The organism is Stenotrophomonas maltophilia group sp. RY12688 (assembly GCF_052149045.1).
Taxonomy (GTDB): Bacteria; Pseudomonadota; Gammaproteobacteria; order Xanthomonadales; family Xanthomonadaceae; genus Stenotrophomonas; species Stenotrophomonas sepilia.
This window is the reverse complement of the sequence record NZ_CP197389.1, coordinates 1,363,859-1,377,822: the sequence shown is the minus strand read 5'-3', so window position 1 is coordinate 1,377,822 and position 13,964 is coordinate 1,363,859. Positions and strand designations below refer to the sequence as shown.

The following is a 13,964-nucleotide window of genomic DNA, read 5'->3' as shown; positions in this document are numbered from 1 at the left end:
CGCATAATGGCCCGCCGCGAAACGTGTAATGGAAATGCAACACCGCACTGGACGCAGAGCCGCGCTGGCCGCCCTGCTCTGCCTGGGCCTGGCCGCCTGCCAGACCCCGCCCCGTCCGTCGCCCCTGCCGCCGGCTCAGCTGCAGGGTCTGGAACAACGCGGCGCCGATGGCAGCTTCGAGGGTGCCTTTGATACCGCGCAGACCTTCGAGCGCTTCAACGATCCGCGCGCCATCGCCTACTACGAGCGCGCCGCAGCGGTCACGCCGTGGACCTTCCACAACACCAGGGCGGAAGAAGCACTGGGCAGGATCTGGATCTCCGGCACGCTGCGCCATGCCGACAGCCCCCACATCAACCCGGCACCGGTGCTGCGCGCGTCCTGGCGACGCGGTGAACGTGCCTATCTGGCGGCCGCCTACCACGGCAATCCCTATGCGTTCCACGAACTCGCCAAGGCCTATCGCCAGCAAGGCGACGCGCAGCAGGCACTGCGCTGGGACCTGCGCGGAATGATCTACGAGCGCTATCCGAGTTCATCGTCACGACTGCCGGATGCGGTCGCCGCACAGGGTGACACCGTGCATCCGCGGGTTGCGCAGATCCAGCGTCGCGCCGAGCGTGGCGATGCCGACGCACAGGTCGATCTGGGCGCGCTGCTGGAACAGGGCGTAGGCCTGCCACGCGATCCGGCGCGTGCGCTGCAGCTGTACCAGCGCGCTGGCGAGAAAGGCAGTGTGTTCGGCAAGTACTTCGCCGGACTGCTGCTGGGCCGCGGCGCGCCCGGCGTGGAGAAGGACACCGACGCAGCCGCGCGCTGGTTCGCCAGGGCCGAAGCACAGCACTTCTACATGGCCGCGCCGAGTTACTGGAAGAAGGCGGTCGAGCCGCCGTTCTTCCTTTTTTCAGAATAGTAGAGATGTAGCTCCGGCGGGGGGCGTGCCGACCAACGATCGCCCCCCCCCTCCTCACACCAGCAGCCGCTCCACCAGCCGCTGGTACAGCCCGGGCAGTGCTTCCAGTTCGTCCACGCGCACGTTCTCGTCCACCTGGTGGATGCTGGCGTTGACCGGCCCCACTTCGATGCACTGCGCGCCCAATGGCGCGATGAAGCGGGCATCGGAGGTGCCGCCGCCGGTGCTTTCCTCCGGTGCACGGCCGATGTGCTCGGCCAGCACCGCACGCGCAGTGGCGCGCAGCGTGCCTTCCGGGGTGTAGAACGGTTCGCCGCTGCGATGCCACTTCAGCGTGTACTGCAGGGCATGCCGATCCAGCAGCGCGGTGATCTCCGCTTCCAGTTTCGGCGCATCCCAGTGCGGGTTGTAGCGGATGTTGAAATCCACCTCGAGCTCGCCGGGAATCACATTGTTGGCGCCCGTACCGGCATGGATGTTGGAGACCTGCAGGCTGGTCGGCGGGAAACTCTCGTAGCCGTCATCCCAGCGCCGTGCGCTCAGCTCGGCCAGGGCGGGCGCCGCCTGGTGGATCGGGTTGCGTGCCTTCTCCGGGTACGCCACATGGCCCTGTACGCCCTGCACCCGCAGCTTGGCCGACAGGCTGCCACGACGGCCCACGCGCAGCAGGTCACCGAGCGTCGCGGTCGACGACGGCTCGCCGGTGATGCACCAGTCGATGCGTTGGCCGCGCTCGGCGAACAGCCGTGCGACGTGGCGCACGCCATCGATGGCATCGCCCTCCTCGTCGCTGGTCAGCAGCACCGCCAGCGTGCCGGGATGATCGGGATGCGCGGCCACGAACTGCTCGGCCGCCACCACGAACGCCGCCACGCTGCCCTTCATGTCGGCGGTGCCACGGCCGTACAGCACGCCGTCACGGATCTGCGGCGTGAACGGGTCGCTGGCCCAGGCCTCGCGCGGCCCCGCCGGCACCACGTCGGTGTGGCCCAGCAGCACCAGCACCGGCGCGCCCTGGCCGTGGGTCGCCCACAGGTTGTCGACCTCGCCCAGCCGCAGGTGATCGCACTGGAACCCGGCCTGCTTCAGGCGTGCCGCCAGCAGTGCCTGGCAGCCGGCATCGTCCGGCGTCACCGAGGGCCGTGCGATCAGTTCGCAGGTCAGGTCGAGGACCGCGCTCATGCGTCACCCACGCCGAAGCGGGCCTTGAAGCCATTGTCACTGAAACCCTGGCTGACCGTGCCGTCGGCGGTGACCACCAGCGGGCGCTTGATCAGCTGCGGGTACTCGCGCAGCAGCAGCTTCCATTCCGCTTCGGAATCTGCGGCCTTGCGGTTGTCCGGCAGCTGCCGCCAGGTGGTTGAGGACCTGTTGACCATCGCGGCCAGGCCACCCAGCTGCTCAGCCCACGCCAGCAGTGTTTCCGGGCTCGGCTTGTTGTCGCGGTAGTCGACGAAGGTGTACGGCACGCCGAAGCGGTCCAGCCACTTGCTCGCCTTCTTGCAGGTATCGCAGTTCTTCAAACCGTAGACAGTGGTACTCATGGCCATCTGTGATGCTGGAAAACAGAGGCCCAGAATCTCACAACAGGCGCTCGGACACGACCCGGAACGGTACCCTTGGCAGCCGGAAGGCCAGCCCCTCGTGCAGCGCCACGTCCATCGCCTGCAGGCGCGGGCACTGCAGTTCGCCTTCCAGCTGCAGCGGCTGCAGGCTGTCGACATCCACCTGCAGTGCGATGCGGGTGCTGGCCCAGCGCCGGTCGCAGGTGCGCGCAATGGCCTCATCCTGGCAGGTCAGGAAGCGCAGCAGGGCCTGATGGCCCCCGAAGCCCCCCCGCCACGCCCCGTCCTCCCAGCCCGCAGCGGCCCGCCACTGCAGGTGCAGCGCAGGCGCACTCCCCTGCCCGCCTTCGATCAGGGTGTGCCCATCGCCATCGACGCGCACCACATGCTCGAAGCGCGTGGACAGGTGGGGCTGCATGGCATCGCTGAAAGCGCGCGCGCCGGCGACGAAGGCCAGCTGGTCCATCACGTTGCGATCGAACAGCACGACCGGGGTCCCGCCCGGATCATCGTCACGGCGCAGGTACCAGCGCCAGTTGCTCTGCCCTGGCGACGGCATCAGGCAGCGCAGCGGTCCCGCCAGCGCCGGCCCGAAGTGGCCATGGCGATAGCTGAGAACGGTGTAAGGCGTGCGTCCGGCATGGACCACGTAGTGACGGCCTGGTGGCGCTGGCGGGGCATGGCGCACATCGACCCACCAGCTCGCGTAGACCACGTCGCGCACGTCGCTGACCAGCACCGGCATCGGCCAGCGCCGCGACAGTGCCCGGCGCAACCGGGTCCAGCGCGGAGCGTGCAGCAGGCGCGGCAGCATCCGTCCGAACGCGTTGTCGGACGGATGCCGGTAGATCGCGGACTGCGCCAGCTCCTCCGGCGCACTCACCTTCAGTCGGCCAGGCCGCGCAGCAGGTCGTTGACGCTGGTCTTGCTGCGGGTCTTGGCATCAACCTGCTTGACGATCACCGCGCAGTACAGCGAGTGGGTGCCGTCCTTGCTCGGCAGCGAGCCGGACACCACCACGCTGTACGGCGGGATGTAGCCGTAGCTGATCTCGCCGGTGGCGCGGTTGTAGATGCGGGTGCTCTGGCTGAGGAACACGCCCATGCCGATCACACTGTGGTGGCCCACCACCACGCCCTCCACCACTTCCGAACGCGCACCGATGAAGCAGTGGTCCTCGATGATGGTCGGGCTGGCCTGCAGCGGCTCCAGTACGCCGCCGATGCCGGCGCCGCCGGACAGGTGGCAGTGCTGGCCGATCTGGGCGCAGGAACCGACGGTGGCCCAGGTATCGACCATGGTGCCTTCGCCGACGTAGGCGCCGATGTTGGTGAAGCTCGGCATCAGCACTACGTCCTTGCCGAAGTACGTGCCGCGGCGGGCGATCGCACCGGGCACAACGCGCACGCCGCCACGGCGGAACTTCGCTTCGTCATAGCCGGCGAAGCGCGATTCGACCTTGTCCCAGAACGGTGCCGGTCGTGCATCGACCACCGCCATGTCATTGACGCGGAAATACAGCAGCACGGCCTTCTTCAGCCACTCGTTGACCTTCCAGCCGCCTTGGCCGTCCGGCTCGGCGACGCGGAATTCACCGCTCTCGAGACCGTCGATCACGCGGTTGACCAGCGGCTTGGTCGAGCCTTCCAGCTCATGCAGGGTCAACGTGGCGCGGCGCTCGAAGGCGCTTTCGATACCGAACTTGAGTTCTTCCACGCCGGGTGCCGACGGCTTGCGCAGCGACTTGCGGGCGATGGTTTCGGCGCGGACGGCTTCGGCGCTCTTGGCCGGGGCCGGCTTCTTCACAGCACGCTTGACCGCAGCCATTTTCTTCGCCGGGGCCTTCACCGCAGCGGCCTTCTTCGGCGCAGTGGCCTTCTTTGCGGCCGGTGCGGCTACAGCAGGTTTCCGGGCCGCTGCGCTCTTGGGGGTCGCAGCGGTCTTCTTGGCGGGCTTGGTGGCCATCAGGCGGGGTCTCCGGCGTTTCGATCAGGGTCCAGGCAGGCCAGCATTGCGTCATGCAGCTGCTGCCGGGCAGGTTCAGTCAGGGGGAGGTCGTGTTCGTCACTGATCACGAAGGTGTCTTCGGCGCGCTCGCCGAACGTGGCAATGCGCGCATCATGCACGCGCAGTCCCTGGTTGCGCAGCACGAACGCCACATCGGCCAGCAGGCCGGGACGGTCGGGAGCGACCAGGGCAAAACGGGTTGCGCCCGGTTCATCGCGGAACTCGATGCGCGGAGCGAAGCGGAAGTGCCGCAGTTGCCGCGGTACCACACGGCGCGACGGCCGCAGGCGCGCCAGGTCACCACTGAGTGCCTCGCGCAGCGCCGCCTCCAGGTTGGCACTGCTGCCATCGGCAAACGTGTCGGCCGGGTTCACTTCGAAGGTATCGAAGATGGTATCGGCCGGACCGTCCAGCACGCGTGCGCGGTGAATGCCATAGCCCTTGCGGTCCAGGGTCATCACGATCGCGGCGAACAGGCCGTCGCGGTCGGGCGAGTGCACGAACACTTCCAGCGCCGGGTCATCCACACTGATCCGGCGCACCTTCACCAGCGCCTGGCCCTGCTTCACCGGTACCAGCGCGGCTGCCTGCCAGGCCAGCTGCTCGGGGCGCAGACGAATGAAGCCCTCATCCGGCATCACCGCGAACTGGCGATCAATGGTGGCATCGTCGTAACCCTGCTCGCGCACCAGTGCGCGCACGCTGTCACGTGCCTCGGCCACGCGTTCGGCGGCCGGTACCGGATGCTCCAGCCCCTCGCGCAGCGCGCGCCGGGTGGCGAAGTACAGGTCGGCCAGCAGGCGGTCCTTCCAGGCATTCCACAGCTTCGGGCTGGTGCCGGCGATGTCGGCACAGGTCAGCAGGTACAGGTAGTCCAGGCGGTCGCGGCTGCCGACCAGAGTGGCGAAGCGATGGATCACCACCGGATCGGCGATGTCCTGCTTCTGCGCGGTCACCGACATGCGCAGATGCTGTTCGACCAGCCATGCCACCAGCTCGGTATCGGTGCCACTGAGCGCATGCGCCTGGCAGAACGCACGCGCGTCCACCGCACCCAGTTCCGAGTGGTCGCCGCCGCGGCCCTTGGCGATGTCATGGAACAGGCCAGCCAGCAGCAGCAGTTCCGGCTTGCGCAGGCGTGGCCACACTTCGTGCGCGATCGAGAAGCGCTCGTCGGCACGGCTGCTGGCGAACTGGCCGATGTTGCGCAGGACCATCAGCGTGTGCTGGTCGACCGTATAGACATGGAACAGGTCGAACTGCATGCGCCCGCTGACCTGGGCAAACGCGGGGATCCACTGGCCAAGCACGCCCAGCCGCGCCATGCGCGAAAGCGTGTCGACCGGGCGCTGGCCGCGCAGCAGGGACAGGAACTGCTCGCGTGCATCGGCATCGGCCTGGTCGTAGGCCGGCAACAACGGCAGCGCTTCGGCCAGCGCGCGCGCGGTCAGCGAATGCAGGCCTCGCACCTGTGGATTGTTGGCCCAGCTGGAAAACAGGGCGAACACCTGGCCGATGTCACCGCGCGGCCAGTCGGCCTCGTTGGCGGCCAGGTAGCCGCGGCGCAGGGAGAAGCCCACGGTCAGCGGTTCCGGCTGGGCCTCGCCATCGAACTGTTCCTCGAAGCGCTGCAGCAGGCGGTCGCTGATCCGGCGCACCACCAGCGCGGCGCGGTAGAAGCCCTGCATCATTTTCTCGACACCGAGATTCTCGGCATCGTCTTCGAAGCCCAGGCGCGCGGCCAGGGTCTTCTGGTAATCGAAACGCAGGCGCTCTTCCGGGCGGCGCGCGACCAGGTGCAGGCCGAAGCGCAGCCGCGCCAGCACCGCACGCTCGCGCTTCAGCGCAGCCGCTTCGTCGGCACCCAGGTGGCCCAAGCCGACCAGCGCTTCCAGGTCGCGTACGCCGAAGGCGCGCAGCGCCATCCAGCCCAGCGTGTTGAGATCGCGCAGGCCGCCGGGACCATCCTTGAGATCCGGCTCCAGGTTGTCGGCAGTATCGCCGAAGCGCTGGTGGCGGTTGCGCAGCTCTTCCAGCTTGGCCAGGAAGAAGGCACGCGCCGGCCACAGCTCGCGGTCGTCGATGGCCTCGCGCAGCGCACGGCGCGCTGCATCATCAGCCAGGATCGGACGCGCCTCGATCAGCGCGGTCAGCACGGTCTGGTCAGCCGCCGCCTCGCGGCACTGCAATGCAGAACGCACCGCATGGCTGACCGCCAATCCGCAGTCCCACAGCAGCGCGAACAGGCGTGCCAATGCCGCTTCATGCGCCAGTTGTGCGGGCGGGTCGCCGAACACCAGCAGGTCGATGTCCGAACGCGGAAACAGTTCCCCCCGGCCATAGCCACCGACCGCGAACAGCGACAGGCCGCTGTCGGCCGGCAGGCAACGCTGCCAGGCTAGGCGGATCAGATGGTCGGCCGCGCGCGCCCGCAGCGCCAGCAGGCGCTCGATGTTGTCGCCCTGGTCGAAGCGGCGATACAGGCGCGCGTCGGCCTGCTGCAGCGCCTGGCGCGCGGCAGCAGCCCAGTCCGGGTCGTTGAGCGACGCGGCCGGCGTGTCCAGCAGCGAACTCGCCGGCAGCATCGTCAGGAGACCTGCGACTCGCCCGGCGACAGCGTCAGCACGTCGACGCCGGTCTCGGTGACCGCGACCATGTGCTCCCACTGCGCCGACAGCTTGCGGTCCTTGGTCACCACGGTCCAGCCATCCGGCAGCACCTTGTTGTAGCGGGTGCCCTCGTTGATCATCGGTTCGATGGTGAAGGTCATGCCGGGCTGCAGCACCAGGCCCTGGCCCGGGCGGCCGTAATGCACCACCTGCGGCTCGTCGTGGTAGACCTTGCCGATGCCGTGGCCGCAGTACTCGCGCACCACGCTGAAACGCTCGCCTTCGGCATAGCTCTGAATGGCATGGCCGATGTCGCCCAGGGTGGCCCCCGGGCGCACCGCGCGGATGCCGCGCCACATGGCTTCGTACGTGGTTTCCACCAGGCGGCGGGCCATCACCGACGGGGTGCCGACGAAGTACATGCGGCTGGTGTCGCCGTGCCAGCCGTCCTTGATGACGGTGACGTCGATATTGATGATGTCGCCATCCTTGAGCACCTTCCCTTCGCTGGGGATGCCGTGGCAGATGACATTGTTGACCGAGGTGCACACGGTCTTCGGGAAGCCGCGGTAGCCGACGTTGGCCGGAATCGCGCCCTGCACGTTCACGATGTGGTCGTGGCAGATGCGGTCCAGTTCCTCGGTGGTGACACCGGGCTTGACGTGGGGGGTGACGATGTCGAGCACTTCGCTGGCCAGGCGGCCGGCGATGCGCATCATCTCGATTTCCTGCGGGGTTTTCAGATTCACGCTCATGGCACCCATTATCGCCGATCCGGCCGCAATCTGAACGAACGCCACCCAACTGCCGATCCGGGTCATGCACGGTTCCGGCAAGGAAAGTGAAAGCGTGATGGCCTCCGCTCTTTCGTCTGCCTAATTATCACGGATTACAGACACTTACGCCTCCTAAGCTGGACCCACCGTCGTCCAAGCGGCACCGAACGTGCCGTCTTCGCCTTGTTCAACGGACCTTCGGGTCAGGGAGGTTGTTCATGCGATCCCCAGTTCGATCCCCGCTGGCATGGGCCGTGGCCGGGTTCCTGCTGTCCAGCCCGGCAATGGCCGCCGACACCACCACCTTCAATGTCACCCTGGTGGTCACCAAGGCCTGCACCATCACGGCGGCGGCCGCGACCAACGTGGACTTCGGCACCGCGGCATCAACCACCACCACGCCCACCCTGGGCCAGGGCACGGTAACCGCCCAGTGCTCGGCACTGACCCCGTACACGATCTCGCTGAATGCGGGCGCCAATGCCAGCACCGCCAATGACGTCACCACTCGGCGGATGAAGAACACCAATGCGGCGGTGACCGCCAACAACTACGTCGGCTACCAGCTCTACCAGGATGCCGCACATACCCTGGTCTGGGGCGCCACAACCGGCACCAACACCCAGGCCGGCATCGGCACCGGCCTGGCCGTGCCTTACATCGTCTACGGCCAGATCCTGAACCTGAGCACCAACAACCCGGCCGCCGGTAGCTACCTGGATACGGTTACCGCCACGATCACCTATTGATGGAGCACGCCCGCATGGCCGGATCCCGCCCGTGGCGCGCCACCGGCGTGGCGCTGCTCGCCCTGTACCTGCTCGCCATCGCGGCCGCCGGCGCTACCAGCCTGCAGGTGGCCCCGACCAGCCTGCAGCTGGAAGCCCGCCAGCGTGCCGGCGAATTGTGGCTGACCAACAGCGGCACCTCACCGGTGAAGCTGCAGGTACGCGTGTTCCGCTGGGTGCAGCAGGACGGCCAGGAACAGCTGCTGCCCACCGATGCGTTGATGGCCACTCCGCCGATGCAGGAACTGGCCGCCGGACAGCAGCAGCTGGTGCGGGTCATGCGTGCGGACAAGGAACCGCCAGCGGCACAGCAACATTACCGCCTGATCGTTGACGAGGTGCCCGACCTGGCCACCCGCGCGGGTGGCATGCAGTTCGTCCTGCGCTATTCGATCCCGGTGTTCGTGCAGCCCTCGGCCGGCACGCTGGCGCCGCAGCTGCAGGCCCGGCTGGTAAAGCTGGCGGACGGCCGCAACGGCGTCGAAGTAGCCAATTCGGGCAACAGTTACGCTCAGATCGCCGATCTCGCGCTGGGCAGCGCCACGCGCCCGCGCATCGTCCATCCCGGGCTGCTGGGCTACGTACTGCCCGGCCAGGTGATGCGCTGGCCGATCGAACGCACGGCGATCGACCGCGACAACGACCAGATCACGGCCAAGCTCAATGGCGAGTCGGAACAGACGCCACTGTCGCCCCCACCAGCTCGCTGAGGCGTTGATGGGCGCGCTGTTGGCTGCCCTGGCTCCCGCGGCGACCGAGGCCGCCGATGTGTCCGGCGTGGCCACGGCTGCTGATGTATCCGGCGTGTCGGCCGATGCGATCCTGCCCGCCCCCACCCCACTGACCGCCAGCCAGACGCTGTACCTGGATGTGTCGCTCAACAGCACGCCGCGCGGCCTGCTGCCGTTCACCGAGAACCGTGGCCGGCTGCAGGCCAGCCCCGAAGTGCTGCGCCAGCTCGGCTTCAACGCCAGCGGCGATGCACCGGTCTACCTGGACCAGATCAGCGGTGCGGTGGTGCGCTACGACGCCCACATGCAGACCTTGGCGCTGGACGTGCCACTGGACCAGCTGACACTGCCCACCACCGTGCTCAGCCGCCCGCAGACGCGCGCCCCCACCGGCAGCGCCTCGCCCGGCGTGCTGCTCAACTACGACGTCTACGGCAGCCGGGTGGACACGCTCGGCACCCTCAGCCTGAGCTCGGAGCTGCGCGTGTTCGGTATCGGCAATGGCACTTTCGAGAACACCGCCATCAGCCGCCGCTACCAGCAACCCGGCGATCGCCATTGGCGCGGCTCCAGCGTGCGCCTGGACACACGCTGGAGCCTGGATTTCCCCGATAGCGCAACGACCCTGGAGGTCGGCGATTTCTACAGTGGGTTCGTCGACTGGACCCGCCCCGTGCGCCTGGGTGGCCTGCAGATCGGCCGCAACTATGGCCTGCAGCCCTACCGCGTGCTGACGCCCACGCCGAGCTTCCTCGGCCAGGCCGTGGTGCCCTCCACGGTCGAGCTGTATGTCGATGGCCTGCGCCAGTACAGCGGGCAGGTGCCGGTCGGTCCCTTCCAGCTCGCAGCACAGCCCGGCATCAGCGGCACCGGCAACGCGCAGGTGGTGGTGACCGACGCATTCGGACGCATGCAGACGCTGGACTTCAGCTTCTACGGCACCCAGCAGCTGCTGGCCAAGGGCCTGTCGGACTGGTCGGTCGGCGTCGGCCACCTGCGCCGGGATTTCGGCGAGCGCTCCTTCGCCTATGACGATCGCACGGTAGCCAGCGCCAGCTGGCGCGGCGGTGTCACCGACGCGTTCACCGGCGAGGCGCATGCCGAAGGCGGCGGCGGCCTGGCCCAGGGCGGCATTGGCGGCTGGTGGCTGCTCGGCGCCGCCGGCGTGTTCAATGCCGCCTATGCGCACAGTAACTACCACGGCCTGCAGGGTGGGCAATGGGCGCTGGGCTACAGCTGGAACAACCGTCGCTTCAACGTCAATCTGCGCAGCGTGCGCAGCCACGGCGACTACCGCGACCTGGGCGCGCTGCAGGGCAACCTGCCACCAAGCATCAGCGAGCAGGCCACGGTCGGCCTGGACCTGCTGCGGCTGGGCACGCTCAGCGCCAGCTATCTGCGCCTGCGCTACCCCGACGGCGACGACAACCGCTATGCCAGCCTGTTCTGGTCGCGCACCTGGAGCCAACGCTGGTCGGCCTACCTGTCGGTGAACCAGAACCTGGACCGCAGCGATGACCGCAGCATCTACCTGTCGATGACTGCCAGCCTGGGCAACAATCGCCAGGCCAGCCTCTCCAGCCAGCGCAACGGCGACAGCCAGAGCTGGGTGGCGGACGTGACCCAGCCGGTGCCCGGCGATGGCAGTGCCGGCGGCGTCGGCTGGCGCGCACAGCTGCGCCACGGCGAGGACGGCAACGGCGGCCTGGCCGAAGTTGGCATCCTCAACGATGTCGGCCGCTATTCATTCGGCGCCTCGCGCCAGGGCGGGCTCAACTATGCCTACGCCAGTGCCAGCGGCAGCCTGGTATGGATGGGCGGGCACGCCTTCGCCACGCGCGAGGTATCCGATGCGTTCGCGGTGATCAGCACCAATGGCGTCGGCGGCGTCCCGGTGCGGCTTGAGAACCGCCTGATCGGTGTCACCGATGATCGCGGCCTGCTGCTGGTCAGTCCGTTGCTGTCCTGGCAGCGCAACCGGGTCTCGATCGACACCCTGGACCTGCCCGAAGACATGCGTGCCGACCGCATCGAGGACTGGGTCACGCCGCGCCAGCGCGCCGGCACCCGCGTGACCTTCCAGCTGCGTTCGCGGTCGTCACTGAGCCTGACCCTGCTGGCGATGGACGGCCAGCCTCTGGAGGTGGGCAGCGAGGTGCAGCTGCCTGACGGTCGCCAGGCCACGGTCGGCTACGACGGCCTGCTCTACCTGGAAGATGTCGCCGCCGGAAGCGTGCTGTACGTCACCACCAGCCATGGCCCGTGCCGGGTGAAGGTACCGGACCTGCCCAAGGTGGTGGCGTCCGGTGCCCGCCCGGAGCCGGCACCGCAGCAGTGCATTCCGGAGGTGGCGCCATGAGGGTGCTGCTGCTCTTCCTGCTGCTGTGGGCCGGCCTGCTGGCAGCGGCGCCGGCCGGCGCCACCGCGGTCTGCACGGCGGTCGCCGATCCGACCCTGCCCTTCGGCAACATCAACAGCAATGCACCCGGCCCGAGCACGGCCAACCTCAACATCACGGTGACCTGCACCACTGCCGCGCTGAGCCTGCTGGCCACCACCGGCGTGCGCGTCTGCGTGGGCATCGGCGCAGGCAGTGGCGGCGGCAGCAGTTCCACGTTCCGCACGATGGCCACCTCTACCAGCGACACGATGAATTTCCAGCTGTACAACAACGCCAGCTTCGGCCAGGTCACTGGCCTGGTCCCGCGCGGCACGCCGCCAGCGCAGGAGCTGACCATGAGCTACAACGTACCGCTGCTGACCGGCGGTAGTGGTGCGCAGACTGTGCAGCTGTTCGGTCAGATTCCGGCCAACCAGGTCCTGGCCTCCGGCGCGTACAGCAGCACTTTCAGCGGTGCCAGCGTGGTGCTGACCTGGGCCTGGAACGAGGTGCTGGCCGGTAGCGCCACCGTCCCCGCCACATGCAACGGCGGCGCCACCGGTACCAACAGCGCGAGCGCGGCCTTCAGTTTCACCGCTACCGCCAACGTGCTGCCGCAATGCGGCAGCTACGTCACCACCAACATGAATTTCGGCAACGTCACCGGCGGCATCCCGGCCAACGTCGACCAGACCGCCACCCTCACCCTGACCTGCCTGAAGAACACCGCCTTCCAGGTCGGCCTGAACAACGGCCGGAACAATCCCGCCGCCACCACCACCCGGCGCATGGCCACCACCATCGGCAACAGCACCTACTACCTGCCCTACGAGCTGTACCGGGATCCGGCACGAAGCCAGCGTTGGGGCAACACCCTGACGGTCGACACGGCCAGCAGCACCGGCACCGGAAGCGCACAGCAGCTGACCATCTACGGCCGGGTACCGCCGGTCACCGGCCAGCCCCCGGCCGGCACCTACAACGACCTGGTGACGGTGACGATCACCTACTGACCTGCGTGCCGACCAACGGTCGGCCCCCACCGGAGCGAAGCCCGTGCCAAGCGCGGGCTCGGCGCTACAGTTGCGGGGCGTCCGGCCGATACCGCGCAGCGAGTCTTTAAGCACGGTGGGTGGCAGGTGGTTCGCGCATTTCTGATCGGGGCGATGCTGGTCGCCAGCACGCCGGCCCGCGCCGAACCGCGCAGCAGCACGCTGCAGATCCGGCTGACCGTGGTCGAATCCTGCAGCGACGATGCCGGCGCTCCCCGTTGCGCGGCGCCACACCAGCGCAGTGACGCCCCCAAGGTGCCGCCCCAGGTCCGCGACCTCGCACCACCGGCGACAGACGACAGCGCAATGCCTTCCGTGACCCTCATCTACTGATGCGCGCGCTGCTGATCCTGCTTGGACTGCTGCTGGCGCAGCCCTCGGCGGCGCTGGAGCTGTTGCCGACCACCCTGCAGCTACCCGCCGAAGGCGGCCGCGCGGAACTGTGGCTGCGCAATCCGGGGCCCGGCCGCTGGCAGGGGCAGGTGCAGGTGCTGGCCTGGGAGCAGCAACTGGACGCCGAACGACTGCAGCCCAGCGACCGGATCCGGGTCAGCCCTGCGCGGCTGGACCTGGCCCCTGGCAGCACCCAGCGCGTCTGGCTGCTGCCAGGCGGTCCGCCAGCATCGGTGGGTGAACAGGCCTATCGGATCGTGCTGGCGCCGGCCTTGCCGGGATTGCCCCGCTACTCGCTGCCGTTGTTCCGCAGCCCAGCGGCGCCAGCGCTGCATGCCCGGCTGCAGGCCCGCGTCGAGGCACTTGGGCCTCAGCCCATGCTGCGACTCAGCAATTCCAGTACGCTGCATGGCCGCCTGCACGATCTGCGATTCATAGCGGCCGACGGCCAATCGTCGCTGCTGGTGGCCGGGCTGGCCGGCTATATCCTCGCAGGCCATGAACGCCGCTGGCCCCTGCCTGCCCGCCCCGATGGCTATGTGGGCGGCCACTTCCGGGCCCGTCTGCAGGACGGCCGCGAGGTCGATCTGGCCGCATCTGACCCTGCAATTGCAGCGGACGCCCCAGCGGGCTATAATCGACCGGATTCCTGCCGCCTGCGTGCGCGGGAGCCCGTCCACACCGGACGTCACCGGTGAATCCACACCTGCTGCCCCCATCCGTGCCGGGGTGCTCCGCGAGGAGTTCGGC

Annotated in this window: 13 protein-coding genes; 7 read left to right on the top strand and 6 right to left on the bottom strand. The window is 68.3% G+C overall.

Annotated elements, in window-relative coordinates; translation table 11 throughout:
* Positions 1 to 34: 34 nt before the first annotated feature.
* On the top strand, positions 35 to 913 hold the full coding sequence (locus ACS0OT_RS06355) for a tetratricopeptide repeat protein (protein ID WP_442256089.1): 879 nt from the start codon (positions 35 to 37) through the stop codon (positions 911 to 913).
* A 54-nt stretch (positions 914 to 967) separates the two neighbouring features.
* Here ACS0OT_RS06355 and dapE read toward each other — a convergent pair whose 3' ends face one another.
* The 6 genes from dapE to map are packed head-to-tail and all read right to left on the bottom strand — an operon-like array spanning position 968 to position 7,858.
* Positions 968 to 2,095, bottom strand: a complete 1,128-nt coding sequence (gene dapE / locus ACS0OT_RS06350; protein ID WP_005415868.1) for a succinyl-diaminopimelate desuccinylase — start codon at positions 2,093 to 2,095, stop codon at positions 968 to 970.
* Positions 2,092 to 2,463: an arsenate reductase gene (locus ACS0OT_RS06345; RefSeq protein WP_170944942.1), complete on the bottom strand. Its 372-nt coding sequence runs from the start codon at positions 2,461 to 2,463 to the stop codon at positions 2,092 to 2,094. Before ACS0OT_RS06345 ends, dapE begins: the two co-directional genes overlap by 4 nt.
* Positions 2,464 to 2,494: 31 nt before the next feature.
* Complete coding sequence (locus ACS0OT_RS06340; protein WP_442256088.1) at positions 2,495 to 3,361, bottom strand: hypothetical protein; 867 nt, start codon at positions 3,359 to 3,361, stop codon at positions 2,495 to 2,497.
* A gap of 2 nt (positions 3,362 to 3,363) precedes the next feature.
* Positions 3,364 to 4,443 (bottom strand): 2,3,4,5-tetrahydropyridine-2,6-dicarboxylate N-succinyltransferase, encoded by a 1,080-nt coding sequence (gene dapD, locus ACS0OT_RS06335; protein WP_065177430.1) that lies wholly within the window; start codon positions 4,441 to 4,443, stop codon positions 3,364 to 3,366.
* A complete protein-coding gene (locus tag ACS0OT_RS06330) occupies positions 4,443 to 7,070 on the bottom strand; it encodes a [protein-PII] uridylyltransferase (protein WP_053497109.1) in 2,628 nt (875 codons plus the stop codon). Before ACS0OT_RS06330 ends, dapD begins: the two co-directional genes overlap by 1 nt.
* A gap of 2 nt (positions 7,071 to 7,072) precedes the next feature.
* A complete protein-coding gene (map, locus tag ACS0OT_RS06325; RefSeq protein WP_032955117.1) occupies positions 7,073 to 7,858 on the bottom strand; it encodes a type I methionyl aminopeptidase in 786 nt (261 codons plus the stop codon).
* 230 nt (positions 7,859 to 8,088) lie between these two features.
* Here map and ACS0OT_RS06320 point away from each other — a divergent pair, with 230 nt between their 5' ends.
* The 6 genes from ACS0OT_RS06320 to ACS0OT_RS06295 all read left to right on the top strand — a co-directional run bounded on the left by ACS0OT_RS06320 (position 8,089) and on the right by ACS0OT_RS06295 (position 13,912).
* Entirely contained in the window at positions 8,089 to 8,619 is a 531-nt protein-coding gene (locus ACS0OT_RS06320) for a Csu type fimbrial protein (RefSeq protein WP_032954051.1), read from the top strand.
* A complete protein-coding gene (locus tag ACS0OT_RS06315) occupies positions 8,619 to 9,368 on the top strand; it encodes a fimbrial biogenesis chaperone (protein ID WP_053497108.1) in 750 nt (249 codons plus the stop codon). Before ACS0OT_RS06320 ends, ACS0OT_RS06315 begins: the two co-directional genes overlap by 1 nt.
* A 7-nt stretch (positions 9,369 to 9,375) precedes the next feature.
* The gene (locus ACS0OT_RS06310; protein WP_065186367.1) at positions 9,376 to 11,748 is read left to right on the top strand and encodes a fimbria/pilus outer membrane usher protein; all 2,373 of its coding nucleotides are present in this window, start codon (positions 9,376 to 9,378) and stop codon (positions 11,746 to 11,748) included.
* Positions 11,745 to 12,782 carry a Csu type fimbrial protein gene (locus ACS0OT_RS06305; protein ID WP_065186368.1) on the top strand — a complete coding sequence of 346 codons (1,038 nt, stop codon included), beginning with the start codon at positions 11,745 to 11,747 and terminating at the stop codon, positions 12,780 to 12,782. Before ACS0OT_RS06310 ends, ACS0OT_RS06305 begins: the two co-directional genes overlap by 4 nt.
* Positions 12,783 to 12,935: 153 nt before the next feature.
* Positions 12,936 to 13,154: a hypothetical protein gene (locus ACS0OT_RS06300; RefSeq protein WP_061480195.1), complete on the top strand. Its 219-nt coding sequence runs from the start codon at positions 12,936 to 12,938 to the stop codon at positions 13,152 to 13,154.
* Complete coding sequence (locus ACS0OT_RS06295; protein WP_231109106.1) at positions 13,154 to 13,912, top strand: fimbrial biogenesis chaperone; 759 nt, start codon at positions 13,154 to 13,156, stop codon at positions 13,910 to 13,912. Before ACS0OT_RS06300 ends, ACS0OT_RS06295 begins: the two co-directional genes overlap by 1 nt.
* Positions 13,913 to 13,964 lie beyond the last annotated feature (52 nt).

Excerpts from the sequence above, each read along its gene's own strand:
- ACS0OT_RS06295 (WP_231109106.1), top strand. The coding sequence starts at position 13,154 with ATGCGCGCGCTGCTGATCCTGCTTGGACTGCTGCTGGCGCAGCCCTCG.
- ACS0OT_RS06320 (WP_032954051.1), top strand. The coding sequence starts at position 8,089 with ATGCGATCCCCAGTTCGATCCCCGCTGGCATGGGCCGTGGCCGGGTTC.
- map (WP_032955117.1), bottom strand. The coding sequence starts at position 7,858 with ATGGGTGCCATGAGCGTGAATCTGAAAACCCCGCAGGAAATCGAGATG.
- ACS0OT_RS06310 (WP_065186367.1), top strand. The coding sequence starts at position 9,376 with ATGGGCGCGCTGTTGGCTGCCCTGGCTCCCGCGGCGACCGAGGCCGCC.
- dapE (WP_005415868.1), bottom strand. The coding sequence starts at position 2,095 with ATGAGCGCGGTCCTCGACCTGACCTGCGAACTGATCGCACGGCCCTCG.
- dapD (WP_065177430.1), bottom strand. The coding sequence starts at position 4,443 with ATGGCCACCAAGCCCGCCAAGAAGACCGCTGCGACCCCCAAGAGCGCA.
- ACS0OT_RS06330 (WP_053497109.1), bottom strand. The coding sequence starts at position 7,070 with ATGCTGCCGGCGAGTTCGCTGCTGGACACGCCGGCCGCGTCGCTCAAC.
- ACS0OT_RS06305 (WP_065186368.1), top strand. The coding sequence starts at position 11,745 with ATGAGGGTGCTGCTGCTCTTCCTGCTGCTGTGGGCCGGCCTGCTGGCA.
- ACS0OT_RS06300 (WP_061480195.1), top strand. The coding sequence starts at position 12,936 with ATGCTGGTCGCCAGCACGCCGGCCCGCGCCGAACCGCGCAGCAGCACG.
- ACS0OT_RS06315 (WP_053497108.1), top strand. The coding sequence starts at position 8,619 with ATGGAGCACGCCCGCATGGCCGGATCCCGCCCGTGGCGCGCCACCGGC.
- ACS0OT_RS06345 (WP_170944942.1), bottom strand. The coding sequence starts at position 2,463 with ATGGCCATGAGTACCACTGTCTACGGTTTGAAGAACTGCGATACCTGC.
- ACS0OT_RS06355 (WP_442256089.1), top strand. The coding sequence starts at position 35 with ATGCAACACCGCACTGGACGCAGAGCCGCGCTGGCCGCCCTGCTCTGC.